Here is a 25,132-nt window from a genome sequence, read left to right as displayed (position 1 = left end):
CGAGAGCGTTGTTCGCGACTGCCGCAGGCGACCTGGCTCGCCCACCCGAGAACGGGTGGGATCACAGTTGCGGGACAGCGCCGGGTTCGCACCGGCTTCGCTGCGGGACAGTCAGGCGACACGCTAATACACACCCGGGCCGATGCTCGCGACGCGGAGTGGAGGATGTGCGCAGGCTCATCACGCCTGGGTCTTGTGAACCTCTTCGACGGCGGCGGGCGCGTCTTCGGCGGGCTCGGTCTCGCCGGCCAGGGCGGCGCGCAGCCGGTCCTTCTCGGCCTTGCGGCGGTCCACCGCGCTCTCGACCTGGGCGGTCACGTCGTCACGGAGGTTGCGCAGGAGGAACCAGCTAGCCGCGGCCGAGACCAGAATCGCGATCATCAGCTTGAGCAGCAGGCTCAGGTTCGGCACGAACCACAGGGCGGCGAAGACGGCCAGGAAGAGGACCAGCCTGGCGAGCGTGTACTTGACAGCAGGACTCACCGGTCCAGGGTAGCCGCCGAAGCCGCCGGTGCTCGGTCAGCCCCGCTCGGGCAGCGGGTCAGCCCCGGTCGGCGACCGCCAGCCCGAGGTGCCAGAGCACCGCGTACACCACCGTGGTGACCAGCGCGCCCAGCCCGCCGGACACCAGCGGCGGGAAACCGGACGCGACGCCCACGGCGAGCACACCCAGCACCACCGCGAGCAGGCCGGCGGCCGGGGCCACCGCGATCCGCCCGCGATGGGCCGCCGCCGCCTTGAACTGCTCCACGAAGATGATCGCCGGGAAGATCACCGCGAGCCAGCCGGTGAGGTCGCCGAACTCGCCCATGCCCAGCAGCGCGAACAGGCCGTCGAAGGCGACCATGCCGAGCACGCTGATGACGTACCCGGCCAGCGCGTAGGCCACCAGGTCGGTCAGCGAGACGATGCGCCCGGACGCGTCACGCCGCGGGCCCTTGCGCTGCTCGTCGGCCGGGCTGGAGTCGGCCACCCGTCAGGCCCAGACCTGCTGCGGCTCGCTGCGCCGCTCGGCCATGCTGACCGGCGCGCCGTACTCCTTGACGACCTGGTAGCGGGTGTCCCGCTCGACCGGGGTGAACCCCGCGTCCCAGATCAGGTGGAGCAGGTCGTCACGGTGCATGGTGTTCGGGGTGCCGTAGGAGTCGGCGTCGTGCGTGATCTTGTATTCGACGACCGAGCCGTCGAGGTCGTCCACGCCGAAGTTCAGCGACAGCTGGGCCAGCGACAGGCCGTGCATGACCCAGAAGCACTTGATGTGGTCGAAGTTGTCCAGCATCAGCCGGGACACCGCGAACGTCTTCAGCGACTCGGCCGGGCTCGCCATCTTGGTCTGCGCCTGGATCCGGTTGCGGATCTTGCCGTCCGCGCTGTCGTGGAAGTCGTGCTGGTAGCGCAGCGGAATGAAGACGGTGAAGCCGCCGGTCTCGTCCTGCAGCTCGCGCAGGCGCAGCACGTGGTCGACGCGGTGCCGCGGCTCCTCGATGTGGCCGTAGAGCATCGTCGAGGGGGTGCGCAGGCCCTTGCTGTGCGCCAGCCGGTGGATGCGCGACCAGTCCTCCCAGTGGCAGGCGTGGTCGACGATGTGCTGGCGGACCTCCCAGTCGAAGATCTCGGCGCCACCGCCGGTCAGCGACTCCAGGCCGGCCTCCATCAGCTCGTCGAGGATCGCGTCGGCGGTCAGGCCGGAGATCTTCTCGAACCACTGCACCTCGGTCGCGGTGAACGCCTTCAGCTTGACGTTCGGCAGCGCCTGCTTGAGCTCCTTGAGCACGCGCGGGTAGTAGCGCCACGGCAGCGTCGGGTGCAGACCGTTGACGATGTGCAGCTCGGTGAGCTGCTCGTCCTTCATCTCCAGCGCCTTGGCGACGGCCTGCTCCACCCGCATGGTGTAGGCGTCCTTCTCACCCGGCTTGCGCTGGAACGAGCAGTACGCACAGCTGGCCGAGCAGACGTTCGTCAGGTTCAGGTGCCGGTTGACGTTGAACATCACCCGGTCGCCGTTCTTCTCCGTCCGGACGTGGTGCGCGAGACGCCCCAGCCAGGCCAGATCGTCACTCGCGTAGAGCGCCTCGCCGTCCTCGCGGCTGAGCCGCTCCCCGGCATAGACCTTCTGCTCCAGCTCACGCTTCAAACCCACGTCCATGGCAGTGAGCCTACGACGTGCCGCCGACGTGCCTGTTGCGGCCCTTGACAGCGGTTGTTCAAGCAGACGCCACCGGGACAGAAGGGTCGACATCGAACCTGATTTCCGGTAGGAACTCTGTGGGACCAACGGGGAGGGCGGGGCCACTGATGTCCAAGCGTCGAAGCGGGCAAGCGCGTCGGCAGAGCCAGGTTGCGGTCGGCTCAGCCGTCCTCAGCGCGCTCATCGCCGGCGGCATCGCCGTGCCCGCCGCCGCGGACCCGCCCGTCGGCTCTAAGATCACCGCCATTCCGGACGCGGGCCTGCGCCCCCAGGCCGACGGGCTGCCGACCCTGCCGTTCGGCTCGCTCAGCCTGCCGCGCACCCAGCCGCTGACGGCGCAGGCCGCGCTGCTGGCGCAGTACAGCGCCGCCGAGTTGGAGCTGTCCGTGCTCGGCGCCCGCCGCAGCGACCTCTACCAGGCCTACACCAACACGGTCGTGGCCAAGGCGATGGCCGACTACGCGTGGCGAGCCAAGGCCGACACCCTGCGCACGGCCAAGGAGGCCGCCGAGGCCGCCGCCGTCGCGGAGTACCAGGCCGCCGTGAAGGCGCCGCCGCACCTGGGCGAATCGCTCGGCGAGCTGGGCCGGCTGATCCCGCGCACCGCCGCGACGCCGGAGACCGAGGCCGTGCTCAACGACCTCGCCACCGCGCAGCAGGAGGAGCGCCAGGCCTACACGGTGCTCACCACGGCCATCACCGCCGAACAGCAGGCGTCCACGGCGTATTCGGCCGTGGAGAAGGAGTTCAAGCGCAAGGAGACCGCCTTCCTGGAGCTGAAGCGGCGGCTCGCCGAGCTCCAGTCCGAAGCGGACCGGCTGCGCGAGATCCAGGAGCAGAACCTCGGTTCCGCCTACAGCCCCGGCAAGAGCAACGCGGGCCTGGTCGCGGCCGCCAAGGCGCAGCAGGCCGTCATGTTCGCGCTGAGCCAGCGCGGCAAGCCCTACCGCTGGGGCGACGAGGGCCCGAACACCTATGACTGCTCCGGTCTGATGCTGGCGTCGTACAAGTCGGCCGGGATCACCCTCAACCGCGTCGCCAAGGACCAGTACTACGGCACCCGCGCCAAGACCGTGAGCAAGTACGCGCTGCTCCCCGGCGATCTGGTGTTCTTCGCCACCGACCCGAACGACTGGCGCACCATCCACCACGTCGGCATGTACCTGGGCGACGGCAAGATGGTCCACGCGCCCCGCACCGGCGACGTGGTGCGACCCGCGACGGTGAGCTTGAGCAGCATCGACTTCGCCACCCGGGTGGTGGACGCGCTGCCGGCGCCGAACCTGCCCACCCCGACGCAGACCGTGCGCCCGTCGCCCACGAGGACCACCTCGCCGAGCCCGACGATCGGCGCCTCGCCGTCGAGCAGCAGCTCGCCGAGCGCTCCGGCCAGCCCGACGCCGTCGCCGACGCCGGAACCGGAAGAGTCGCCGGAGTCGCCCGCGGCGGAGGACCCGCAGGCCAGCTCCTCGCCGACCCCCACCGCGACGCCCGCGGAGTGACCCGGGTCACCCCGCCGAAACAGGGCTGCGGGGTGACCCCCACTACACCACCGTGTTATTCGCGGGGCGGTGGCGATGAAGACCGGTACACTCAACGGGTTGTTCTGGGCGCGCTCGACGCGCCCTCGAGCGTTCCTGCGGGTGACTTGCAGCGGCACGAGGCCGCGCGGCGCGGGGATGCGCCACCCGAGAGGTTTCGCTTTGACTCAGCACGACCCTGCCCTGTTCCCGTCCGTCTTCGAGATCAACATCGATGTCGAAGGCAAGGCCGCGGCCGCGAAGGCCGCCGCCGAGGACGCCGCAGCGGCGACCACCACCCCGGATGTCGTTGACGTCGTGGCCGTCGTGGAGGCCGCGGACACCGCCGCCACCACCGATGAGGACACCACCGAGCGCATCCCGAGCTTCGCCGAGCTCGGCCTGCCGCGCGCCATGGTGCGCGAGCTGACCCGGGCCGGCATCACCCAGCCGTTCGAGATCCAGGCCGCCACGCTGCCGGACGCGCTGGCCGGACGCGACGTGCTCGGCCGCGGCCAGACCGGCTCCGGCAAGACCCTCGCTTTCGGACTGCCGTTGCTGGCGCGCATCGCCGAGGGCAAGCCGGCCCGCCCGCACCACCCCAAGGCCCTGATCCTGGTGCCCACCCGTGAGCTGGCCATGCAGGTCGCGGACGCGCTCCGCCCGCTGGCCAAGGCGATGGACCTCTACACCGGCACCGCGGTCGGCGGCGTGCCGTACGACCGGCAGATCCTCGGCCTGCAGCGCGGTCTCGACCTGATGATCGCCACCCCCGGCCGGCTCGGCGACCTGATCCAGCGCGGCGCCTGCGCGCTGGACGACATCGAGGTCACCGTCCTGGACGAGGCCGACCAGATGGCCGACATGGGCTTCCTGCCCGACGTCACCGAGCTGATGGCCAAGACCCCGGCCGGCGGCCAGCGCCTGCTGTTCTCGGCCACTCTCGACGGTGACGTGGACACGCTGGTCAAGCGCTTCCTGAACAACCCGGTGACGCACTCGACCGCTCCGGCGGAGGCGTCAGTGTCCACCATGGACCACATGATGCTGCTGATCCCGCCGCAGGAGAAGTTCAAGGTCACCGCGGCGATCGCGAACCGTCCGGGTCGGACGATCATGTTCGCGCGCACCCAGATGGGCGTGGACCGCCTGGTGGACCAGCTGCGCGAGGTCGGCGTGCGGGCCGGTGGCCTGCACGGCGGCAAGACCCAGAGCGTCCGTACGCGGACCCTGGCGCAGTTCAAGGAGGGCCGGATGAGCGTCCTCGTCGCCACCGACGTCGCCGCGCGCGGCATCCACGTCGACGGCGTCTCGCTCGTCGTGCACATCGACCCGCCGAAGGACCCCAAGGACTACCTGCACCGGGCCGGCCGCACCGCCCGTGCCGGCGAGTCCGGCGCGGTGGCCACCCTGGTGCTGCCCAAGCAGCGCCGCTCCACCATCTCGATGATGGAGAAGGCCGGCGTGGCCAAGCCCGCCGAGCACCGGCTGCGCGTCGACGACCCGAAGCTGGTCGAGCTGACCGGCGCCGTGGAGCCGTCGGGCCAGCCCGTGGTCGACGAGCCGGAGCCCCGGTTCCAGCGCGGCCAGCGCCGCGACTCGGGCCGTGGCGGCTACGGCGACCGTGGCGGTTACGGCGACCGCGCCCCGCGCCAGTACGGCGACCGCCCGTTCCGCGGCGACCGCCCCCAGGGCGACCGGCCCTTCCGGGGTGACCGCCCGCAGGGCGACCGGCCGTTCCGCGAGCGCAGCTACGGCGACCGCCCCCAGGGCGGCGACCGGCCGCCGTTCCGGGGCGAGCGCACCTTCGGCGAGCGCCCCCAGGGTGACCGGCCGTTCCGCGAGCGCACGTACGGCGACCGGCCGCAGGGCGACCGCCCGCCGTTCCGCGGCGAGCGCACCTTCGGTGACCGCCCCCAGGGCGACCGGCCCTTCCGTGGCGAGCGCCCGCAGGGCGACCGCCCGGTCCGTGGCGACCGCCCGCAGGGTGACCGCCCGTTCCGCGAGCGTTCGTACGGCGACCGCCCGCAGGGCGACCGCTCCTACGGAGACCGCCGCAGCGCGAGCTGAGCGACAACTGAAACGAGGGCGTCGCGCCTGCCGTCACCACGGCGGGGCGCGGCGCCTTCGCCGTATCGGGGCGGCAGGGCGCTCCCGCCCCGGCGGGGCGGGAGCGGCGCTCAGTCGTGCCAGGTGCCGGTGGCCAGGAAGTGGCGCACCGTCGTCAGCGGTTCGGCCAGGTCGAGGCCCTGCCCGGCCAGCCAGCCGTCGTCGTAGTAGGTGTGCGCGTAGCGCTCGCCGCCGTCGCAGAGCAGGGTGACCACCGAACCGGTCTCCCCCCGCGACAGCATGTCGGCGATCAGGCCGAACGCGCCCCACAGGTTGGTGCCCGTCGAGCCGCCCACCCGGCGGCCCAGCACCTCGGAAGCGACCCGCATCGCGGCCAGCGAGCCCGCGTCGGGCACCCGCACCATCCGGTCGACGACGTGGGGCTGGAAGGACGCCTCCACCCGCTGCCGGCCGATGCCCTCGATCCGGGAACCCTTGGCGGTGGTCAGCGTCGGATCGCCCGACTCGTAGGACGGGTAGAAGGCGGAGTTCTCCGGGTCGACGACCAGGATCTTCGTGCAGTGCCGCTGGTAGCGGACGTACCGGCCGATGGTGGCCGAGGTGCCGCCGGTGCCCGCCCCGATCACGATCCAGGACGGCACCGGGTGCCGCTCCAGCTCCAGCTGCTGGTAGATCGACTCCGCGATGTTGTTGTTGCCACGCCAGTCGGTCGCCCGCTCGGCGTAGGTGAACTGGTCCATGAAGTGGCCGCCGCGGTCCTCGGCCAGCCACTTCGCCTCGACGACCACCTGCGCCGGATCGTTGACCAGGTGGCACTCGCCGCCCTGGAACTCGATCAGCTCGATCTTCTCCGTGCTGGTGGACGCGGGCATGACCGCGATGAACGGCAGCCCCAGCATGCGCGCGAAGTAGGCCTCGGAGACCGCGGTCGAGCCTGACGACGCCTCGACGACCGTCGTGCCGGCCCGGATCCAGCCGTTGCACAGCGCGTAGAGGAACAGCGAGCGGGCCAGCCGGTGCTTGAGCGAGCCGGTGGGGTGGACCGACTCGTCCTTGAGATAGAGATCGACGCCCCAGGACGCCGGCAGCGGGAACGGCAGCAGGTGGGTGTCCGCGCTGCGGTTGGCGTCCGCCGCGACCTTGCCGATCGCCTCGGTCACCCACGCCCGGTCGTCGTCACAACACCTGTCCAGCTGCTCCATGCCCGGACCGTAGCATTCCGCGAATGAGCTTCAGCTGAGCAGCGGCCTCGGCCGGCCCTCGAAGGTCGTGGACAGCGCGATGGCGGTGCGGGTGCGGGCCACCCCGCGGGTGCGCGAGAGCTGCACGATGAGCTGCTCCAGCTCCGCGATGGTGCCGACCCTGGCCTTGACCAGGTATGACTCCTCGCCGGCCATGAAGTAGCAGGACTCGATCTCCGACAGGCCCTGCAGCGCCGCGGAGACGTCCTCCATGTCGACGGCGGGGTCGGCGACGATGCCGATCAGGGCGGTGACGCCGAGGTCGATGGAGCTGGGCTCCACGTCCGCGTGGTAGCCGCGGATCACGCCCGACGACTCCAGTTTGCCGACCCGGTCGTGCACTGCCGGCGCGGAGAGGCCGACCTGTCGCGCCAGCTCCGCGTACGACAGGCGGGCATTGTTGCGCAGCAGGTCAAGCAGGTTGCGGTCGATCGCGTCCACACAGAGCACCTTAGAGGCAGTTTCTTCCAGAGTGGGCACGGAGGGGCGCATCTTCGGGCAATATACGAATGAGGTTCGCAACATATGGATGCGAACCCCCCAAAAGGTGCATACGACCATTTTAGGGACATCAGCAAATGATGGTGCTCTAATTGGGCGTACGTCCCAGCGGAGGCGGCAACCGGGTGCGCCCGAACCAACTCCGTCGACGCAAGGAGGTGGGCGTGGACACAGGAGATCGCCTGTTGACACCTGGCGAGGTGGCCGCGCTGTTCCGGGTCGACCCAAAGACGGTGACCAGGTGGGCAGCGGCCGGACGCATCGGCAGCATTCGCACGCCGGGCGGCCACCGCCGGTTCCGCGAGTCGGAGGTGCGGGCACTGCTCGAGGGCGAGGGCGAGTTCGACGAGGACAACCCGCCGGGCAGCCCCAGCCCCGCGTCGCCACCCGGCGCGGGCGCGACACCACGGGCGGCGGGCAGCCGGCCGGGCGGATACTGACCGCAGCGGCCCAACCAGGAGCTCTACCGAGCGGTACGACACGGCGGTCGTTATGGTCGTACCCTCATCAGCGGCGCTGACCCGGCGCCAGGAACACGGCACGTCCCGGCGCCGCCGTTCCTTGAACGGGCCACCGAACCGTGTGGCCCGTGCCGGACCCGAGGATCGAGTCGCCGCATGCCAACCAACCGGCGCGCCGCCCAGCTGCTGGCCGCGACGTGCTCGGCGCTGACCGAGACCACCCGGCGGCACATGCCCGCCGGCCCCTACCGGGACTTCACCGTGTGGGCCTACTCGGCGGACAATCCCCGGCGGCACGAATACCTCCAGAGCACCGGCGTCGTCCAGCTCGTCACCATGAACATCAGGATGCTCAGCGGCCTGGTCGAGGAGGACGACTGGCCCGCCATGCTGCAGCACGCCGGCCAGATGAACGCCTACCAGGTGTTCGAGGTCGTCTCCGACGACCTGGCCATCGGCCTGGGACACCCCGTGCTCGACGCCGCCCAGACCCGCCGGCTCGAACTCATCGGCGCGCTCAACCGGTCCATGCTCCAGGCGCTGGCCCCCGGCCGGAACACCCCCGCCATGCTGCTGCTGTCCGGACCGGCCCGCGAAGCCGCCCGGCACGCCTCCGGCTTCGAGCAGAGCCTGGTCAAGGGCAAACGCGCCGGCATGGCCGAGGACTACGCCCGCCACGTCGGCGCCGACGCGCCGCTGCTGCAGGACGTCGAGTACGGCCTGTGGGCCGCGCTCGTCGCCAACGTGGAGAGCTGCCGCGACCTGGTCGACGACATCGCCGACGCACCCACCGCCTCGCTCGTGCGGCAGGGCCTGGCCGACCGCTACCGGGCCGTCGAGCGCACCCTGCGCGCGGAGCACCTGTCCCGGCTCGACCTGGCCGCGCTCGGCGGGCAGAGCATCCTCGTGTCGCCGACGCTGGGCTACTTCGTCTGCGTGCTGAACGACCTGCTGGCGCCGGTGCCCGGGCAGCGCGCGGTGCTGGCCGACGGCACCCTCAGCGACCTGCTGTCCGACGCCGCGCTGCTGGTGCGGCTGCAGAACGACCTGGGCACCCGGCTGCTGCGGATGCCCGCGGTGCAGCAGCACGCGCTGATCAACCGCATCGTGCGGGCCGGCGACGCCGGTGGGCCCGACACCGCCGAGGGCGCCCTCGACCGGCTCGCCGCCGACCCGGACACCGCGTTCAACCGTCTGCGGAAGGACATCGCCAACGGCGAGGCCAACGTCGCGCTCTGGCACGCCCGCCGGGCCGCCGACGCCACCAGCGCGCTCACGGCTCTGGCCGACAGCCTCGCCTACTACTCCGGCCTGTACGCGCTGCACAGCGCACGCCTGGCCGCCGGCCTGGCCGCGCTCGACGCCCGCCTCGACGACCGCCGCGCCACCACCCTGATCGACCGCTTCGTCCGCTTCCACGAGCGCATGTACTCCCACGCCCACACCGACCCGCTGGGCGAGTACGCCATCTGACCCGCGCCCGGGCGGCGGTCAGGCGGCGGTGGCGGCTTCGATGATCGCGGGGACGCGGCGGAAGTAGCGGCGGGCGAGCAGGGAGAGCAACGGGTTGAGCAGGGGGCCGAACCAGGTCCACGGGCGGACGGCGGCGATCTCGGCGACCAGGCGGAAACGGGTGCGGGCCGGGGCCAGTTCCGTCCACTCGTAGTGGGCGGTGTAGGGCAGCGGGCCGCTGCGCACCGCGATCGACTGGCTGCGCTGCGGCTCCTGCGCCGTCACCTCGATCCGGGTCTGGTGCCGCACCCTCAGCAGCGTCGCGTCCAGCTCGTACACCGTGCCGACGCCGCCGTCACCGGCGACCCGGCGGGCCGAGTGGATGCCTCTCCACCACTGCTGATCGTTGCGCACATCGGACAGGTAGGCGAAGACCTGGGCCACGGGCCGGTCGACCACGATCTCGACCGCGATCCTGACTTCGGCTGACGGGGCTGACATGCGCTGAGGCTAGGCAGCCGTGTCCAGCCGGTCAACCAGCCCGGCTAGGGTCAGGGTGTGCCTGCCGACGAAATGCCGCGTACGCCCTGGATCCTCGGGGTCTCGGGCGCGTCCGGGACCCCGTACGCCGCGGCGGTGCTGCGGGCGCTGTGCGCGGCGGGCGAGGCGGTCGACCTCGTCGTGTCGCGCGCGGCCCGGCTGACCATCCTCGACGAGACCGGGCTCGCGTTCCGGGACGCGCACTGGCGCGAAGACCTCGCCACGTGGCTCGACGCGCCGCTCGACGACGCCGACCTGCGCTACTGGCCCGCCGGTGACCTCGCGGCGGGACCGAGCAGCGGCTCGTACCGGGCCAAGGGCATGATCGTCGTCCCGGCCTCGACGGCGGCGTGCGCCGGCATCGCGCTGGGCCTGTCCAAGGACCTGTTGCAGCGGGCGGCCGAGGTGAACCTCAAGGAGCGCCGCCCGGTCGTGATCGTGCCCCGGGAGACCCCGGTGACCCGCAGCCACCTGCTGCACCTGGTCGAGCTGATCGACTCCGGCGCGGTGGTGCTGCCGGCCAGCCCCGGCTTCTACGGCAGCGGCGCGAACGCCCAGGCCCAGCAGCTCGTCGACTTCGTCGCCGGCAAGGTCCTCGACGCCGCCGCCGTCCCCCACACCCTGCTCACCCGCTGGACCGGCCACCTCGGCCACCGCTGACCCGCGCCACCGGGTCAGACCAGGAGGGCGATCACCGCGAAGACGAACAACCCGATGGCGACGAAGCCGTTGGCGGTGAAGAAGGCGCGGTTGACCTTGGACAGGTCGCTCGGGGTCACGATGACGTGCTGGTAGCCGAAGGCCGCCGCGGTCAGCGCCAGGCCGATCCACCACGGCCAACCCAGGCCGACCCAGGCGCCGAACCACACGAACAGCGCGAACGTCACCACGTGGGTGAGCGTCGAGATCAGCAGCGCGTTGCGCACGCCGTAGCGCGCGGGCACGCTGCGCACGCCGATCTGCCGGTCGACCTCGGCGTCCTGGCAGGCGTAGATCAGGTCGAAGCCGCCGATCCACAGCCCCACCGCGAGCCCGAGCAGCCAGGCCGGGCCGGACCCGGCGAAGGTGCCGGTGACGGCGAGCCAGGCCCCGATCGGGCCGACCGCCTGCGCCAGCGCGAGGATCGCGTGCGGCCAGTCGGTGAAGCGCTTGCCGTACGGGTACAGCACCAGCGGCACCACCGCCAGCGGCGCCAGCAGCGCGCACAGCGGGTTGAGCGCGAGCGCCGCGCCCATGAACACGACCAGGGCGACCGCCGCGCCGAGCCAGGCCGTGCGCACGCTCACCGCACCGGTGACCAGCTCACGCTGGGCGGTACGCGGGTTGCGCGCGTCGATGTGCCGGTCGATGATCCGGTTCGCGGCCATGGCGAAGGTGCGCGCCCCGACCATCGCGACCGTGATCAGCAGCAGCGTGAGCCAGTCGACGCGGCCGAGGGTCCGGTCCATCGCGACCAGCGCGGACAGGTACGCGAACGGCAGCGCGAACACCGAGTGCTCGATCGCCACCAGCTTCAGGAACGCCTTGACCCGGCCCGGCTCCTTGAGTTCAGGGCCGCCGGAAGCGGTGACGTCGCGCGAGGCCGTGCTCACTTGCCCCATCCCTTCCGCGACGGGTTCTCGGGGAACCCGTACTCCTTCCATCGCTTGTCGACCTTCGCGACGATCTCGGGGGCCATCCGCATCTCCTCCGGCCAGCCGCGCGTGTAGCCCTCGGTGGGCAGCTTGCGGGTGGCGTCCACGCCGGCCTTGCCGCCCCAGAACTGCTGGTAGGACGCGTGGTCGAGGTGGTCGACGGGCCCCTGCGTCAGCACCAGGTCGTGCGCGTAGTCGACGTTGCCGAAGGCGCGGAACGCGACCTCCTGCAGATCACGCGGGTCGCAGTCGTCGTCCACCACCACGATCAGCTTGGTGAGGCTGAGCAGGTGCGCGCCCCAGACCGCGCTCATCACCTTCTGCGCGTGCTTCGGGTAGCGCTTGTTGATCGCCACGACCAGGCAGTTGTGGAACACGCCCGCCTCGGGCATGTGGTAGTCCACGATGTCCGGCACGAGGATCTTGATCAGCGGCAGGAAGATGCGCTCGGTGGCCAGGCCGATCGGCCCGTCCTCCTGCGGCGGCTTGCTGGTGATGATCGAGTGGTAGATCGGGTCGCGGCGCATCGTCATGCACTCGACGTGCAGCACCGGGAACGGCTCGACCGGCGTGTAGAAGCCGGTGTGGTCGCCGAACGGACCCTCGGGCAGGCGCTCGCCGGGCTCGACCCAGCCTTCGAGGATCACGTTCGCGGTCGCGGGCACCTGCAACGGCACGGTCAGGCAGTCGACCAGCTCGACCCGCTCCCCGCGCAGGAACCCGGCGAACAGGTATTCGTCGATGTCACCCGGCAGCGGCGCGCTCGCCGAGTAGGACACCACCGGGTCCGCGCCGAACGCGATCGCGACCGGCAGCCGCTCGCCGCGGCGCTCGGCGACGGCGTGGTGCGCGGTCGAGTCCTTGTGGATCTGCCAGTGCATGCCCACGCTGTTGTGCGAGTGCTGCTGCAGCCGGTAGAGACCCAGATTGCGCTTGCCGGTTTCCGGGTGCTTGGTATGGGTCAACCCGTAGTTGTGGTAGATGCCGCCGTCGCCGGGCCACATGACGAGGCCGGGCAGCATGTTGAGGTCGACCTCGTCGCCCTTGAGCACGACTTCCTGGCAGGGCGCGCTCCGGACCTTCTTCGGCGGCAGCGACTTCAGCTGCATGATCTTGCCGAGCCCGTCCATCATGCCGCTGAACCCCTGCGGCAGCTCCGGCTTGGCCAGCTCGCCGATCCGGGCCCCGATCTCGTCGAAGTCCTGCACGCCGAGCGCCATCGCCATGCGGCGGTCGCTGCCGAAGATGTTGATCGCGAGCGGCATCATGCCGCGGGTCGGCTTCTCGAACAGCAGCGCCGGGCCCTTGGCCCGCACGGTGCGGGTGACGATCTCGCTGATCTCCAGCGTCGGATCGACGGGGGTGGTGACGCGGTGCAGCTCACCGGCCCGCTCCAGCGCGCCGAGGAAGCCCTGCAGGTCGTCGAACGGGAAACGCGGTGCCGCCATGCTGGCATCCTCGCATCTGCCCCGTCACTCCGCCGGGGAGGGGCGACGCGCTGCGGCGTACGCCATCGTCACCCGCGTCCGGCTCGACCGGTTGACCCGGATGTGAACCCCCGCCCCACCGACGTCCTGAGAAGGACGCTGCTCGCCGCGGCGCTGCTGGCGCTGGCCGCCGGGTGCGCCCCCGGGACAGCCTCCGGTGCCATGCCCGCGTGCCCCACCGGCCGTCCGGCCTCCACCACCGCGCCCACCGGGCCGCCCAGCCTGACCGCGCCGAACGCGTGCCGCTCGTACGCCACCGTCGTGCAGCCGGTCGCGCACGCCGTGCCCAGCCCCGGTTACCACCACCTGGGTGCGACGACGCGGGGCCGCTGGTCCGGCGTGCTCGGCCGGGTCGAGGTCGGCGACACCGGGGTGCGGCAGGGCACCTACGACTTCGTCGCCGCCCGGTTCATGGCCAAGGCCGGCCAGGGCGCCGAGCAGGCCTGGCTCGAAGTCGGCTGGACCGAGACCGGCTGGTCCGGCAACGCCCGCCAGCGCGTCTACACCTACGACACCGCCACCCGCGCCTGGGCCTTCTACGACCAGTACGCGGTGGCCCCCGGCGACCGACTGTGGCTGCACCTGCAGACCGAGGCCACCGGCGAGCGGCCGTCCTGGCAGGCGTGGCTGTGGTGGGGCGACCGGTGGAACCTGCTCACCAGCCGCCCGCTGCCGCTCACCGGCCAGGCCGAGATCGAGCAGTACGTCGAGGTGCATGGCGACCCCGCCGACCCCGGCACGGTCACCATCCCCCGGCTCGCGATCGACAACGTCCAGCTGAAAGCCGCCCCCGACGGCTCGCTCCGCCCCTGGAACGCCGAGGTCCCCACCGCCCCCGGAGCCGACTTCGCCACCTACTGCCTGGACTGGCTACGCCCCTACACCTCCTGGTCCGCCACCACCTGCTGAGGGGCGAAGGAAGGGCACCTTCTTAACGCTCCGCGTTGTGGAAGGTGCCCTTCTTAACATCCCGAGGTCGTGAGCAGCGTATCCGCGGCGATCGGACGTGTGCGCCATGCGGTACGACGGCGGTGCAATTCACCGTCGGCCGCGTCACCATAGACGATCGATCAGGCCCGAATGGAGCGCGATACGAGCGCCGGTGAAGGAACCGGCGTGCCGCTGTGCGGCCGGGGAGAAGAAGCCCGCCATGGTCACCTTGTCGAACCGGTCGCTGGGGAGAGGGTCGTCGGGGGTGCCGCCGACGAGCACCGCACCGGGCACCAGCTGCCAGCCGGCGCTCTCGTAGAAACCCCGCAAGTCCCGATCGCAGGTGAACAGGCCCAGGTCCGCGCCGCTGCCGCGGATCTCCTCGCGGGCCTGCGCGACCAGGCGGCGGCCGTGGCCCCGGCCGCGATACGCCGCATCGGTGACCACCCGGCTGAGGCCGCGGGCACGGTAGACGCGGCCGCCGTGCGTGATCGCCTTGGACAGCACGTCGAGGCTGGCGAGCACCGTGTCGCCGTCGTCGAGCAGCAGCATCGCCATCGGGTCGAGCGCCGGATCGTGCCAGTCGCCGTCCGCGTCACCGCCGTCCGCGCCGCCCGCGCCAGGGTCATCGGCAGCGGGCGGCCAGGCCTGTGCCTGCAGCGCCAGCACCTGAGCGCGCAGCGCGACAGGCGTCTCCCGCTCCGCAAAGATCGCAATCCGCACCGCCGAACGCTAACCCGACCTGCCCCGACGGTGTCTCGCAGTTTCGGGGAAAGTGCGGCAATGCGCGGGCCGATTGCCGCACTTCCCCCGAAACTGCAGCCGCATCATGACCAGGACGCCGGCGGAGGGGCGACCGGCAGGTCGCGTTCGGGAGCGTCGCGGTGGTGGCGGGGTGGTCCGCCGGGCACCGGCGGGCCTGACCCCACAACCCAGCTGGTCAGGGGCTTGCCGCGTGAAGAAGGGCACCTTCTTTAACGCGGAGCGTTAAGAAGGTGCCCTTCCTTTGTCCGTGGCTAGACGCCGCCGTAGGAGTGCAGGCCGGTGAAGAAGATGTTGACGCCGAACAGGTTCATCATCATCGTCAGGAAGCCGATCACCGCGATCCAGGCCGCGGTGGAGCGCTTGATGCTCGGCGTGGCCCGCGCGTGCAGGTAACCCGCGTAGACGACCCAGGAGATGAACGCCCAGACCTCCTTCGGGTCCCAGCCCCAGTACCGGCCCCAGGCGACCTCGGCCCAGATCGCGCCCGCGGTGACGCCGAAGGTCCAGATCGGGAACGCGAACGCGTGCAGCCGGAAGGAGAGCCGCTCGACGGCCTCGGCGTTGGCCAGGCGGCCGCCGAAGGCGTACAGGAAGCCGCGCTTGCCGTCGTCGTAGCCGGTCCGCACCAGGTACATGATCGACGCGGCCCCCGCGACCATGAACAGGCTCGACGAGGTGATCACCGCACCGATGTGGATGCCGAACCAGTACGAGTCCAGCGCCGGGACCAGCGGCCCGACCGGCGTGTAGAGGATCATGCCGGCCACGCCGACGAGCAGCACCTCGAACAGCATCACGAACAGGCCGAGGTGGCGCACCTGCCGCTGGAAGAACAGCGTGCCCAGCCAGATGACGCTGCCGAGCGCCGTGATCGACAGCACGAACTCGTACATGTTGCCGAACGGCAGCCGCTCGGCGGCCAGCCCGCGGGTCGCCACGGTGGTCACGTGCGCGACCGCGCCGAGGATCGTCGCGCCGACCGCGGCCGGTCCGAGCCACCCGGCTCGCGACCGCGTGCCGCCGGCGGCCGAGCCGGTCTCGCTGACGCTCGGGGCCGCGTAGGGGTGCGGCGCCTCGGTGACGACCGGGGCACCGGCCCCGACCAGCTCCCGGGCCGGCGCAGCGGCGGGCGCGGCGGCCGCGTTCGCGATGCGCCCGCGGGTGCCGAACGCGTACTCGCCCGCGTGCAGCAGCATCGCGGCCAGGTACGAAAGCAGGGTGACGACCAGAAGGCCGTCGGACAGTTCTGCCACTACCGTTGCCACCTCTCGACCAGGGAACGGAACTCGTCTTCGAAACCGGGGTACTCGGTGCGGGGCAGGCCGCCCGCCTCGGCGGTGCCGTCGGGGCGCAGCCGCAGCCAGACCCGGCGGCGCTTGCCGTACAGCGACAGCGGCAGTCCGACCAGCAGCAGCACCGCGCCGGTGAGCACGATCGGCTCGCCCGGGTCGTGCCGGATGGACACCGTGATCCACTGCCGGGTGCCGACGAACTCGACCTTGCTGCCGTCCTCCAGCGTCCAGGTCTCGCCGACCCGCATCAACTTGGGCTCGCCGTACTTCTTCAGCCGGCCGGCGTCGAGCTGGCGCTGGTCGAGGTCGTAGACCGAGCTCGGGATGCCCGCGTCCAGCCCCAGATCCCCGCGGTAGGCGGTGAGCATCAGCGCCGGGTTGCGCTCCTCGGGGTGGTCCGAGCGCAGGTACGGCGGGCCGTCCTTGGTCGGCAGGTAGGTGCCGGAGAACGCCATCTGCTTCGTCTTGTCGCTGCCGTTGGCGTCGGGGAACGCGGCCACGCCCTGGCTGGTCAGCGTCGGATCGGTGTACGGGAACGGCGCGACGGTCTCCTGGGTGACCCCGGCCGCGTCGGTGTAGCGCAGCACGGGGGCGTACCCGTGGCCGAGCAGGTAGACGTTGGCGCCGTCGAGCCGCAGCGGGTGGTTGACCATGAACGTGTGCCGGCCCAGGTCACCGTGTGCCGAGTCGGTGGCGGTCACGTCGGCCGCGAACGAGACCGGCATGCCGTCCGGGCGGTACTCGGCGCGGAAGTCGGTCAGCTCCAGGCAGAAGTCGGGCAGGTCGCCGGCGCCGACGCGCGGGCCGAGCCCGAAGTCGTCGTACTGCTGCACGGTGTTGCAGAAGACCTGTTCCGGACCGGCGACGATGAGCCGCCCGGCGTGCCAGCCCCACAGCGAGCCGAGGCCGACGCCGCTCAGGATGATCAGCAGCGAGCTGTGGAACAGCAGGTTGCCGGCCTCCTTGAGGTAGCCCTTCTCGGCGGCCAGGGTGATCGTGCCGTCGGCGTGCTCGCGGCGCACGGTGCGCCAGCCGCGCAGCGCGGCCTTCGCCGCCGCCTCGTCCACCGCGGCGTCCAGCACGGCCGACTGCGGCAGCCGTGCCAGCCGCTTGGGCGCGTCCGGCGGGGCGGTGCGCAGCGCCCGCACGTGGTCGCGCAGGCGCGGGGTGATGCAGCCGATCAGCGAGGTGAACAGCAGCAGGTAGATCGCGGCGAACCAGGGTGAGGCGTACACCTCGAAGCCCCACAGCCGGTCCAGCACCGGGGCCAGTCGCGGGTTGGCGGTGTAGAACCGCTGCACGTCCTCGACCTTCACCGAGCGCTGCGGCAGGACCGACCCGGGGATCGCCGCGACGGCCAGCAGGAACAGCAGCATCAGCGCGGTGCGCATGCTGGTGAGCTGCCGCCACCCGTTGCGCGCCGCGGCCCATACGGCCGCGACGAAGCGGGGGGTACGCCGACCCGACGGCCCGCTCGCGGGCGGGTTCTCGACGGCGGTCTCGGTGACGCTCATGCCGTCACGCGCCCGCTCATATGGAGATCTCCCCGGCGCCGAAGGTGCCCCGCAGCCAGATCACGAAGTCGCCCCACGCGCCGGTGATCAGGGCGAGGCCGACGAGGATCAGCAGCGCGCCGCCGAAGCGGGTGACCCAGCGCGAGTTGCGCCGGATGAAGCCGACCACGCCGGTGAGCTTGCGCATGCCCAGCCCGAGCACCAGGAACGGAATGCCGATGCCCAGGCAGTAGGCCAGACCCAGCACCACGGCGCGGCCGGTGTCGCCGTACGCGCCGGCCAGCGCGCCGACCGCGGCGAGCGTCGGGGACAGGCACGGCACCCAGCTCAGCGCGAACACCGCGCCGAAGACCGGCGCACCCCACAGCCCGGCCTGGGGCAGCCGCTGGATGCGCTTCTCGTTGTCCAGACCCGGGATGATCCCGAGGAAGGCCAGGCCGAACAGCACGATCAGCACGCCGATGCCGACCTGCAGCGCCCGCTCGTAGGTCAGCAGCAGGCGGCCGATCTGGGCCGCGACGATCGTGGTGGTCAGGAAGACGGCGGCGAACCCGGCGATGAACAGCAGCACCCCGGCCGTCACCCGGCCACGGCGGGCCCGGCCCAGGCCGGTGCGGTCGTCGCCGAGGGTGGCGTCGAGATCCGCGCCGACCAGGCCGGTCACGTACGACAGGTAGCCCGGCACCAGCGGCAGCACGCACGGCGACAGGAAGCTGGCCAGCCCGGCGAGCGCGGCGACGGCGACCGCCAGCACCAGCGGCCCGCCGCTGACCACGGCGGCGAAGTCCGCACCCATCAGCCGGCCTGCTCGGCGGCGATCTCGCGCACGATCGGGCCCAGCTCGGCGGCGTTGGTCGCCTTGCGCAGCACGGCGGCGACCCGGCCCTGCCGGTCGATGATCAGCGTGGAGGGCGTGGACACCGGGGGCACATCCACGAAGCGCAGCGACAGTCGGCCGCCCGGGTCGAAGATGCTCGGATACGAGTTGCGGGCGGCCACGAACGCCTTGGCCTTGTCCCGGTCGTCGCGGTTGTTGATGCCGAGGAAGGCCACGCCCGACGCGGTGGTGTCCTTGGCGACCTGCTCCAGGTCGGCGGCCTCCAGCCGGCAGGGCGCGCACCAGCTCGCCCAGAAGTTCACGACGACCACGCTGCCGCGCTTGTCCGCCATGTCGTAGGCGCCGCCGTCGAGCAGCTCGCCGGTGACCGCGGGGGCCGCCTTGCGTTCGGTCGGCGGGAAGCGCAGCACGTCACCGACGGCGGGCGGCCTCTCGTCGTCGCCGCAGGCCGCCAGCGCGGTCGTGGCCAGCCCGGCCACGGCGAGCGCCAGCACGGCACGGCGGGTGCGGGGGCGTGATGTCACGCGCCCCATCATGCCCCGCGCCCGGCTCCGGTCCCCAGGTGGGCTGCCGGCTCGGAGTATGTGATCTGCGCCAACTGATCACCTTCGAAGACGAACGAGGTGAGGCTGGCCAGCCCGCACTCGCGGCGGCGCGGGTCGTGCCACAGCCGCCTGCCCTCCATCGCCATGCGCAGCGTCCAGATCGGAAGCTGGTGCGACACGCACACGGCCTCGTGCCCGCGGGCGTGCTCGCGGGCGGCGTCCATGGCCAGGATCATGCGGGCCGCGATCAGCTGGTACGGCTCGCCCCAGCTGGGTTTCAGCGGGTTGCGCAGCACCCACCAGTGGCGCGGATCACGCAGCGCGCCGTCGCCGGCGCCGACCCGCATGCCCTCGAAGTAGTTGCCGCTCTCGATCAGGTTCGGGTCGAGGTGCACGTCGAGCCCGAGCTGCTCGGCGAAGGGCAGCGCGGTCTGCTGGGCCCGCTCCAGCGGGCTGGACACCAGGTAGGTGATGTCCCGGTCGGCCAGCGCCGTGGCGGCCGCCTTCGCCATCTGCTGGCCCAGGCCGCTGAGCTGGAAGCCGGGCAGCCGCCCGTACAGAATCTTGGCGGGGTTCTGCACCTCACCGTGCCGCAGCAGGTGGACGATCGTCCGCATCGTCGATCACGCTCCGCGCGATCGACGGTGCGGAGCCGACGGCGGCATGATGCTCTCGCTGCGCTCGGTCATGACGTCGCTGCCGCCGCCGCCCGTGCCGCGCCCGGCAGGGCGGCGGCGATGTGGTCGAGCGCGTCGTCGTCGATGGCGCCCGAGACGAACCACGACTCGAACGCGCTCGGCGGCAGGTAGACGCCCTGCGACAGCATGCTGTGGAAGAACGCCTTGAAGGCGGCGGTGTTCTGCCGCCGGGCGTCGTCGTAGTCGCGCACCTCGGCGTCCGTGAAGAAGATCGAGAACATGCTGCCCGCGGTGGCCAGCCGGTGCGGCACACCGGCCCCGGCCAGCGCCTTGGCGGCCAGCTGGCCGATGGTCGCGGCGGTGGCGTCGAGCCTGGCGTACAGCGCGTCGTCGGCCAGCCGCAGCGTGGCCAGCCCGGCGGCGCAGGCCAGCGGGTTACCGGACAGGGTGCCGGCCTGGTAGACCGGGCCGGCCGGGGCCAGCTTCGACATCACGTCGGCGCGCCCGCCGAACGCGGCGGCGGGCAGGCCGCCGCCCATCACCTTGCCGAACGTCCACAGGTCGGCGTCGACCGGGTCGAGGCCCTGCCAGCCGCCGCGCGACACCCGGAACCCGGTCATCACCTCGTCCATGATGAGCAGCGCGCCGTGCCGGTGCGCGATCTCGGCGAGGCCTGCGTTGTAGCCGGGCAGCGGCGCGACCACGCCCATGTTGCCCGCGGCGGCCTCGGTGATGACCGCGGCGATGTCCTCGCCGTGCGTCTCGAACGCCTGCGCCACCGCGTCCAGGTCGTTGTACTTGAGCACGATCGTCTCGGACGCGCCCGCGCCGGTCACGCCGGGCGAGTCGGGCAGCGCCAGGGTCGCGACGCCGGAGCCGGCCGCGGCCAGCAGCGCGTCGACGTGCCCGTGGTAGCAGCCGGCGAACTTGACGATCTTCGAGCGGCCGGTGAACCCGCGGGCCAGCCGGATCGCCGACATGGTCGCCTCGGTGCCCGAGTTGACCAGCCGGACCTGCTCGGCGGCGGTGCGCGAGACCAGCTCCTCGGCCAGCTCGACCTCGCCCGGGGTGGGCGTGCCGAAGCTGGTGCCCCGGGCGGCGGCGGCCTGGATCGCGGCGACGACCTCGGGGTGGGCGTGGCCGAGCAGCAGTGGGCCCCACGAGCAGACGAGGTCCACGTAGCGGCGGCCGTCCGCGTCGAAGAGCCAGGGGCCCTCGCCGCGAACCATGAAGCGCGGGGTGCCGCCGACGGCGCGGAACGCCCGGACGGGCGAGTTCACACCGCCGGGCACGATCGCCGCCGCCCGGTCGAAAAGCTCCTGGGAGGCGGGTGCGTCTGCCGGATAACCCACCGGCTCGTTGAAGTCGATCACAGCGTACGAATTATGGCACGCGGTACGGCGCCAGCAGCTCACGCAGGTGCGGTGGGGCGGCCTGCACCACAGCGGAGCCGCTGCGCGCCAGCAGCACCTCCCGCAACGTCTCCAGCACCGACACCAGCCGTCCCGCGGGCAGCTCGCCGGGCACCGCGGCCCACGCCTGCCCGACGCCGATGCTGCCGCGCACCGGAACCGGCGACCCGATCGCGTCGACCAGGGTGTAGCAGACCGAGTGCAGGTCGCCTTCGGGCGCGTAGAGCCGCACCGCGACCTCGTCGGGACGGAACGGGTACTTGCCCCACCACAGGGGGGCCTGGGTGGTCAGGTAGGCGTGCCCGCCGAGGCGGCGCACCAGCAGGCGGCCGCGGTCGGCCAGGCCCACCGACGAGCCCTCCAGCAGCACCGCCATCACCCCGGTGGCGTCGCGCCGGCCGCCCGCCTGGGGGGTGCGGCGCACACCGGGCATGTCCAGCTCGATGGCGGCCGGGGCCAGGTTGGCGGCCAGCACGTCGTCGCGCAGCGTCGCGACCTGCAGTGGCTGCAGCACCGGGCAGACCACCCAGGCCGCGGCGGGCGCGAGCGGGAAGGTCCGCAGCGTCACCTCGACGATCAGGCTGGCCGGGTGCAGCCCGCCGGGGTGCGTCCAGCGCAGGTCGAAGATGCTGGACCCGAGCAGGCGGGCCCGGTCGGCGACGGTGGTCACCGTGCCGTCGGGCAGCACCACGGTCGCGTCCACCACCTGCACCGCGGGCGGCCCGTAGAGGTGGGTCAGCGGGCCGAACTCGGCCGCCGCCAGCACCCCGCCGAACGTCGCCCGCGCCGACGGCGGATCGAGCGCCAGCCGGCGGCCCGACCGGGCGAGCACGTCCTGCGCTGCCGCGACGCCCACCCCCGCGCCGACCGTGAGCTGCTCGGTCGTGGCGTCGTAGCGCAGCTCGGCGAGGTCGGACAGGTCGACCAGCAGATCGACGACCGGCGGCGGATCGAGCCAGCAGGCCTTCGACCCGTTGCCCCGGGCCAGCACGGTCAGGCCCAGCTCGTGGGCGCGGCGCATCAGGGCGGCGGCCTCGGCGAGGTCACGCGGCGCGGCGACCCAGCGCACCAGCGCGCCGTCGACCGCGTCCAGCCTGCTCGCCGGGCGCACGGGACAACCCAGACGCAACCCGTCCAGCTCGGATTCCTCACGCACCGGTGCCGTCATCCCTCGCTCCAACCGAATTGAAGGTGCCGCTCCTGACAGTTCACCCCGCCGGAGGCGGGCTGGCGACACGTGAGACGGAAATCTTCACGCAGCGCACAAAGCTCATTCGTACGTATGTTCGATACTAGTCATCCGACGCCGGTTCCGGCAATCACCGCTGCCTTCGCACCCGGCGTGCCGGTAGCGTTACCGCCATGACTTCCGATCTCCCCAACGGGCCGGGCACGGCCCCCGTCGCACCGCGGATCGCGAGCACGCGCAGCCATCACGGCGACGACGTCATCGACGAATATGCCTGGCTGGAGACGAAGGACGACCCGGCGGTCACCGCATACCTGGAGGCCGAGAACGCCTGGACCGAGCGCGCCACCGCGCACCTGAGCGGGCTGCGCGAGACGCTGTTCGGCGAGATCAAGGGCCGCACCCAGGAGACCGACCTGTCGGTGCCCGTCCGCAAGGGCGCGTACTGGTACTACGCCCGCACCGAGGCCGGCAAGCAGTACGGCATCCAGTGCCGCCGCCCGGTCGCCGCGGGCGAGACCGCCCCGCCGACCCCCGCCGCCGACGGCACGGCGCCGGCCGACGAGGAGATCCTGCTCGACGGCAACGAGCTGGCCGCCGGGCACGACTTCTTCGCCCTCGGCACGCTCGACGTGAGCCCGGACGGGCGGCTGCTGGCGTACTCCACCGACTACACCGGCGAGGAGCGCTTCACGCTCCAGATCAAGGATCTGACCACGGGCGAGATCCTGCCCGACCGGATCGAGGGCGCGTTCTACGGCAGCGCCTGGTCGGTCGACGGCTCGCAGCTGTTCTACCTGACCGTGGACGACGCCTGGCGCCCGCACCGGGTGTGGCGGCACGCGGTCGGCTCGACCGGCGACGACACGCTGGTGCTGGAGGAGGCGGACGAGCGCTTCTGGATCGGCGTCGAGCTGACCCGCTCGCAGCGCTTCATCCAGCTCGACATCCACAGCAAGATCACCAGCGAGGTGTGGCTGATCCCGGCCGACGAGCCCACCGCCGCGCCGACCGTGGTCACCCCGCGCGTGCAGGGCCTGGAGTACTCCGTCGAGCCGCAGGGCGACCGGCTGCTGATCCTGCACAACCGCGACGCCGCCGACTTCACCCTCGCCCAGGCCCCGGTGTCCGACCCGGCCGACTGGCAGGAGCTGATCGGCCACACCCAGGGTGTACGCCTCGAAGGTGTGGACGCCTTCGCCGACCAGTACGTGGTGTCGCTGCGCCGCGAGGGCCTCACCGGCCTCCGGCTGTTCCCGACCGCCGGGGAGCCGACCTCGAAGCCGCGGGACATCACCTTCCCGGAGCCGCTCTACACGGTCGGGTTGTCCGGCAATCCCGACTACCAGACCGACCAGCTGCGCCTGACCTACACCTCGATGGTCACCCCCGACTCGGTCTTCGACTACGTGGTGGCCACCGGCGAGCTGCTGCTGCGCAAGCGCAAGCCCGTGCTGCCCGGCCCGGACGGCGAGCCGTTCGACCCGGCCCGCTATGAGCAGCACCGGGTCTGGGCGACCGCCGACGACAACACCGGCGTGCCGATCTCACTGGTCTGCAAGGCCGGCACGCCGACCGACGGCTCGGCGCCGCTGGTGCTCTACGGTTACGGGTCGTACGAGTCCAGCATGGACCCGTGGTTCTCCATCCCGCGGCTGTCGCTGCTCGACCGGGGCGTGGTGTTCGCGGTCGCGCACGTGCGCGGCGGCGGCGAGCTGGGCCGGCACTGGTACGACGACGGCAAGCTGCTGGCCAAGCGCAACACGTTCACCGACTTCGTGGCGTGCGCCCGGCACCTGGCCAAGAGCGGGTGGACCAGCCCCGACCGCATCATCGCGCGCGGTGGTTCGGCCGGCGGCCTGCTGATGGGCGCGGTCGCCAACATCGCGCCGGAGGCGTTCGCGGGCATCGTGGCACAGGTGCCGTTCGTCGACCCGCTGTCGTCGATCCTCGACCCGTCGCTGCCGCTGACCGTCACCGAGTGGGAGGAGTGGGGCAACCCGCTGGAGTCCCCCGAGGTGTACGCGTACATGAAGGCCTACTCGCCGTACGAGAACGTCGCCGACCTCGACTACCCGGCGATCCTCGCGGTGACCAGCCTGAACGACACGCGCGTGCGCTACAGCGAGCCGGCCAAGTGGATCGCGGCGCTGCGGCACACCGCTCCCCGCGGCGAATACCTGCTCAAGACCGAGATGGGTGCCGGGCACGGCGGCCCGTCGGGACGCTACGACGCCTGGAAGGAAGAGGCGTTCGTGACGGCCTGGATCCTGGACCGGGTCGGCCTGGCCGGCTGACCGGTTCATCGCCTCCGCAGCGGCGGCGTCGCGCACACCAGCGCGACGCCGCCGCTTCTTCATGCCCGCCCCGCGGACAACGTTCGGCCACATTGGAACGCCGTCTCAGCCTGTCCGATTTGCAGCTTCTGCAGATCTTGTCTCCGACTTACGCGCTATCTGTAGAGTTGCGACGGTCAGCAGCTCGATGCGCGCCTCGTCCGGATCGCCGACGCCATCGGAGATCTCCAAGGCTCCTGGATGGACGCTCGGACACGCCGACCGGCGATTGGTCGATCATCCTATAGGTACCTTTTCACCACACTTCACGTTGGACGTTAGCTATGTCCGATTTAGTGATGGCAGCGATACATGGCAAAACTTGCCATCACGCATGCCCGAGAGGTCGACGGCCGTCGACTCGTGCCGGTTCCGGAAACAAGGAGGGGCGTCCTCCGCGCGACTTGTCGCGCGGAGGACGCCCCTTGGCGGGATCGCCGGAACTATCCGTCGCCGGTCAGGAGAGCGGCGGGTAGGCGTTGGCCATCAGTTCGGCGAACTGGGCCGGGAACCACGCGCCCGAGATCGGGGCGTTGGCCAGGGCGCCGGTCAGGTTGTTGCCGTTGAGCTGGTTACCGG

General features: G+C 71.8%; 23 protein-coding genes and 1 riboswitch. Of the genes, 7 read left to right on the top strand and 16 right to left on the bottom strand.

Features of this window, described 5'->3' with window-relative positions; translation table 11 throughout:
• Positions 1-31: 31 nt before the first annotated feature.
• A riboswitch (cobalamin riboswitch) is annotated at positions 32-96 on the bottom strand.
• Positions 97-180: 84 nt separating this feature from the next.
• Genes HAV39_RS16305 through mqnE form a run of 3 tightly spaced genes read right to left on the bottom strand, consistent with a single transcriptional unit; the run spans position 181 to position 2,146 of the window.
• The gene (locus tag HAV39_RS16305; RefSeq protein ID WP_191840080.1) at positions 181-483 is read right to left on the bottom strand and encodes a DUF4229 domain-containing protein; all 303 of its coding nucleotides are present in this window, start codon (positions 481-483) and stop codon (positions 181-183) included.
• Between the two features lie 58 nt (positions 484-541).
• Complete coding sequence (locus tag HAV39_RS16300) at positions 542-973, bottom strand: hypothetical protein (RefSeq protein ID WP_191840079.1); 432 nt, start codon at positions 971-973, stop codon at positions 542-544.
• 3 nt (positions 974-976) lie between these two features.
• Positions 977-2,146: an aminofutalosine synthase MqnE gene (gene mqnE / locus HAV39_RS16295; protein ID WP_191840078.1), complete on the bottom strand. Its 1,170-nt coding sequence runs from the start codon at positions 2,144-2,146 to the stop codon at positions 977-979.
• Positions 2,147-2,295: 149 nt separating this feature from the next.
• Between mqnE and HAV39_RS16290 the strand changes: the two genes are divergently transcribed.
• Positions 2,296-3,690 (top strand): C40 family peptidase, encoded by a 1,395-nt coding sequence (locus HAV39_RS16290; RefSeq protein WP_191840077.1) that lies wholly within the window; start codon positions 2,296-2,298, stop codon positions 3,688-3,690.
• A gap of 432 nt (positions 3,691-4,122) precedes the next feature.
• Positions 4,123-5,778 (top strand): DEAD/DEAH box helicase, encoded by a 1,656-nt coding sequence (locus tag HAV39_RS16285; RefSeq protein WP_191840258.1) that lies wholly within the window; start codon positions 4,123-4,125, stop codon positions 5,776-5,778.
• Positions 5,779-5,888: 110 nt separating this feature from the next.
• Here the strand turns inward: HAV39_RS16285 and cds1 are convergent, their stop codons facing one another.
• Both cds1 and HAV39_RS16275 read right to left on the bottom strand, forming a co-directional pair.
• On the bottom strand, positions 5,889-6,980 hold the full coding sequence (cds1, locus tag HAV39_RS16280) for an L-cysteine desulfhydrase Cds1 (protein ID WP_191840076.1): 1,092 nt from the start codon (positions 6,978-6,980) through the stop codon (positions 5,889-5,891).
• 30 nt (positions 6,981-7,010) lie between these two features.
• A complete protein-coding gene (locus HAV39_RS16275; protein ID WP_120317818.1) occupies positions 7,011-7,460 on the bottom strand; it encodes an Lrp/AsnC family transcriptional regulator in 450 nt (149 codons plus the stop codon).
• 224 nt (positions 7,461-7,684) lie between these two features.
• Between HAV39_RS16275 and HAV39_RS43515 the strand changes: the two genes are divergently transcribed.
• Both HAV39_RS43515 and HAV39_RS16265 read left to right on the top strand, forming a co-directional pair.
• The gene (locus HAV39_RS43515) at positions 7,685-7,960 is read left to right on the top strand and encodes a BldC family transcriptional regulator (RefSeq protein ID WP_120317817.1); all 276 of its coding nucleotides are present in this window, start codon (positions 7,685-7,687) and stop codon (positions 7,958-7,960) included.
• A gap of 177 nt (positions 7,961-8,137) precedes the next feature.
• Positions 8,138-9,454: a hypothetical protein gene (locus tag HAV39_RS16265; protein ID WP_191840075.1), complete on the top strand. Its 1,317-nt coding sequence runs from the start codon at positions 8,138-8,140 to the stop codon at positions 9,452-9,454.
• An 18-nt stretch (positions 9,455-9,472) separates the two neighbouring features.
• On the opposite strand, the gene HAV39_RS16260 is transcribed toward HAV39_RS16265, so the two are convergent.
• Positions 9,473-9,934, bottom strand: a complete 462-nt coding sequence (locus tag HAV39_RS16260; protein WP_191840074.1) for an SRPBCC family protein — start codon at positions 9,932-9,934, stop codon at positions 9,473-9,475.
• A gap of 72 nt (positions 9,935-10,006) precedes the next feature.
• Here HAV39_RS16260 and HAV39_RS16255 point away from each other — a divergent pair, with 72 nt between their 5' ends.
• Positions 10,007-10,633, top strand: a complete 627-nt coding sequence (locus HAV39_RS16255; protein WP_191840257.1) for a UbiX family flavin prenyltransferase — start codon at positions 10,007-10,009, stop codon at positions 10,631-10,633.
• Between the two features lie 14 nt (positions 10,634-10,647).
• Here HAV39_RS16255 and mqnP read toward each other — a convergent pair whose 3' ends face one another.
• Together mqnP and HAV39_RS16245 are read right to left on the bottom strand one after the other, a co-directional pair.
• Positions 10,648-11,616, bottom strand: a complete 969-nt coding sequence (mqnP, locus tag HAV39_RS16250) for a menaquinone biosynthesis prenyltransferase MqnP (RefSeq protein ID WP_373311788.1) — start codon at positions 11,614-11,616, stop codon at positions 10,648-10,650.
• Complete coding sequence (locus HAV39_RS16245; protein ID WP_191840072.1) at positions 11,562-13,055, bottom strand: menaquinone biosynthesis decarboxylase; 1,494 nt, start codon at positions 13,053-13,055, stop codon at positions 11,562-11,564. Before HAV39_RS16245 ends, mqnP begins: the two co-directional genes overlap by 55 nt.
• A 102-nt stretch (positions 13,056-13,157) precedes the next feature.
• On the opposite strand from HAV39_RS16245, the gene HAV39_RS16240 reads away from it, so the two are divergent.
• A complete protein-coding gene (locus tag HAV39_RS16240; RefSeq protein WP_191840071.1) occupies positions 13,158-14,003 on the top strand; it encodes a hypothetical protein in 846 nt (281 codons plus the stop codon).
• A gap of 144 nt (positions 14,004-14,147) precedes the next feature.
• On the opposite strand, the gene HAV39_RS16235 is transcribed toward HAV39_RS16240, so the two are convergent.
• The 8 genes from HAV39_RS16235 to HAV39_RS16200 form a co-directional block, all read right to left on the bottom strand.
• Positions 14,148-14,747, bottom strand: coding sequence for a GNAT family N-acetyltransferase (locus HAV39_RS16235; RefSeq protein WP_191840070.1), 600 nt, complete (start codon positions 14,745-14,747; stop codon positions 14,148-14,150).
• Positions 14,748-15,040: 293 nt separating this feature from the next.
• Positions 15,041-16,042 (bottom strand): c-type cytochrome biogenesis protein CcsB, encoded by a 1,002-nt coding sequence (gene ccsB, locus HAV39_RS16230; protein WP_191840069.1) that lies wholly within the window; start codon positions 16,040-16,042, stop codon positions 15,041-15,043.
• Entirely contained in the window at positions 16,042-17,595 is a 1,554-nt protein-coding gene (gene resB, locus HAV39_RS16225) for a cytochrome c biogenesis protein ResB (protein WP_191840068.1), read from the bottom strand. Before resB ends, ccsB begins: the two co-directional genes overlap by 1 nt.
• Positions 17,596-17,611: 16 nt before the next feature.
• A complete protein-coding gene (locus HAV39_RS16220) occupies positions 17,612-18,391 on the bottom strand; it encodes a cytochrome c biogenesis CcdA family protein (protein ID WP_191840067.1) in 780 nt (259 codons plus the stop codon).
• Complete coding sequence (locus tag HAV39_RS16215) at positions 18,391-18,957, bottom strand: TlpA family protein disulfide reductase (protein ID WP_239120653.1); 567 nt, start codon at positions 18,955-18,957, stop codon at positions 18,391-18,393. The genes HAV39_RS16220 and HAV39_RS16215 overlap by 1 nt, the downstream gene beginning before the upstream one ends.
• Positions 18,958-18,965: 8 nt before the next feature.
• On the bottom strand, positions 18,966-19,595 hold the full coding sequence (locus tag HAV39_RS16210; protein ID WP_120317806.1) for a histidine phosphatase family protein: 630 nt from the start codon (positions 19,593-19,595) through the stop codon (positions 18,966-18,968).
• 68 nt (positions 19,596-19,663) lie between these two features.
• Positions 19,664-20,989, bottom strand: coding sequence for a glutamate-1-semialdehyde 2,1-aminomutase (gene hemL / locus HAV39_RS16205; RefSeq protein WP_191840066.1), 1,326 nt, complete (start codon positions 20,987-20,989; stop codon positions 19,664-19,666).
• A 10-nt stretch (positions 20,990-20,999) separates the two neighbouring features.
• The gene (locus tag HAV39_RS16200) at positions 21,000-22,184 is read right to left on the bottom strand and encodes an FAD-binding oxidoreductase (protein ID WP_191840065.1); all 1,185 of its coding nucleotides are present in this window, start codon (positions 22,182-22,184) and stop codon (positions 21,000-21,002) included.
• Between the two features lie 206 nt (positions 22,185-22,390).
• On the opposite strand from HAV39_RS16200, the gene HAV39_RS16195 reads away from it, so the two are divergent.
• The gene (locus HAV39_RS16195) at positions 22,391-24,514 is read left to right on the top strand and encodes a S9 family peptidase (RefSeq protein ID WP_191840064.1); all 2,124 of its coding nucleotides are present in this window, start codon (positions 22,391-22,393) and stop codon (positions 24,512-24,514) included.
• The last annotated feature ends 618 nt before the right edge of the window (positions 24,515-25,132 follow it).

The sequence above is a fragment of the Catellatospora chokoriensis genome, assembly GCF_011297315.1.
GTDB classification, from domain to species: Bacteria; Actinomycetota; Actinomycetes; order Mycobacteriales; family Micromonosporaceae; genus Catellatospora; species Catellatospora citrea.
The sequence above is the reverse complement of the archived record's forward strand: the minus strand, read 5'-3'. Positions and strand labels throughout refer to the sequence as shown.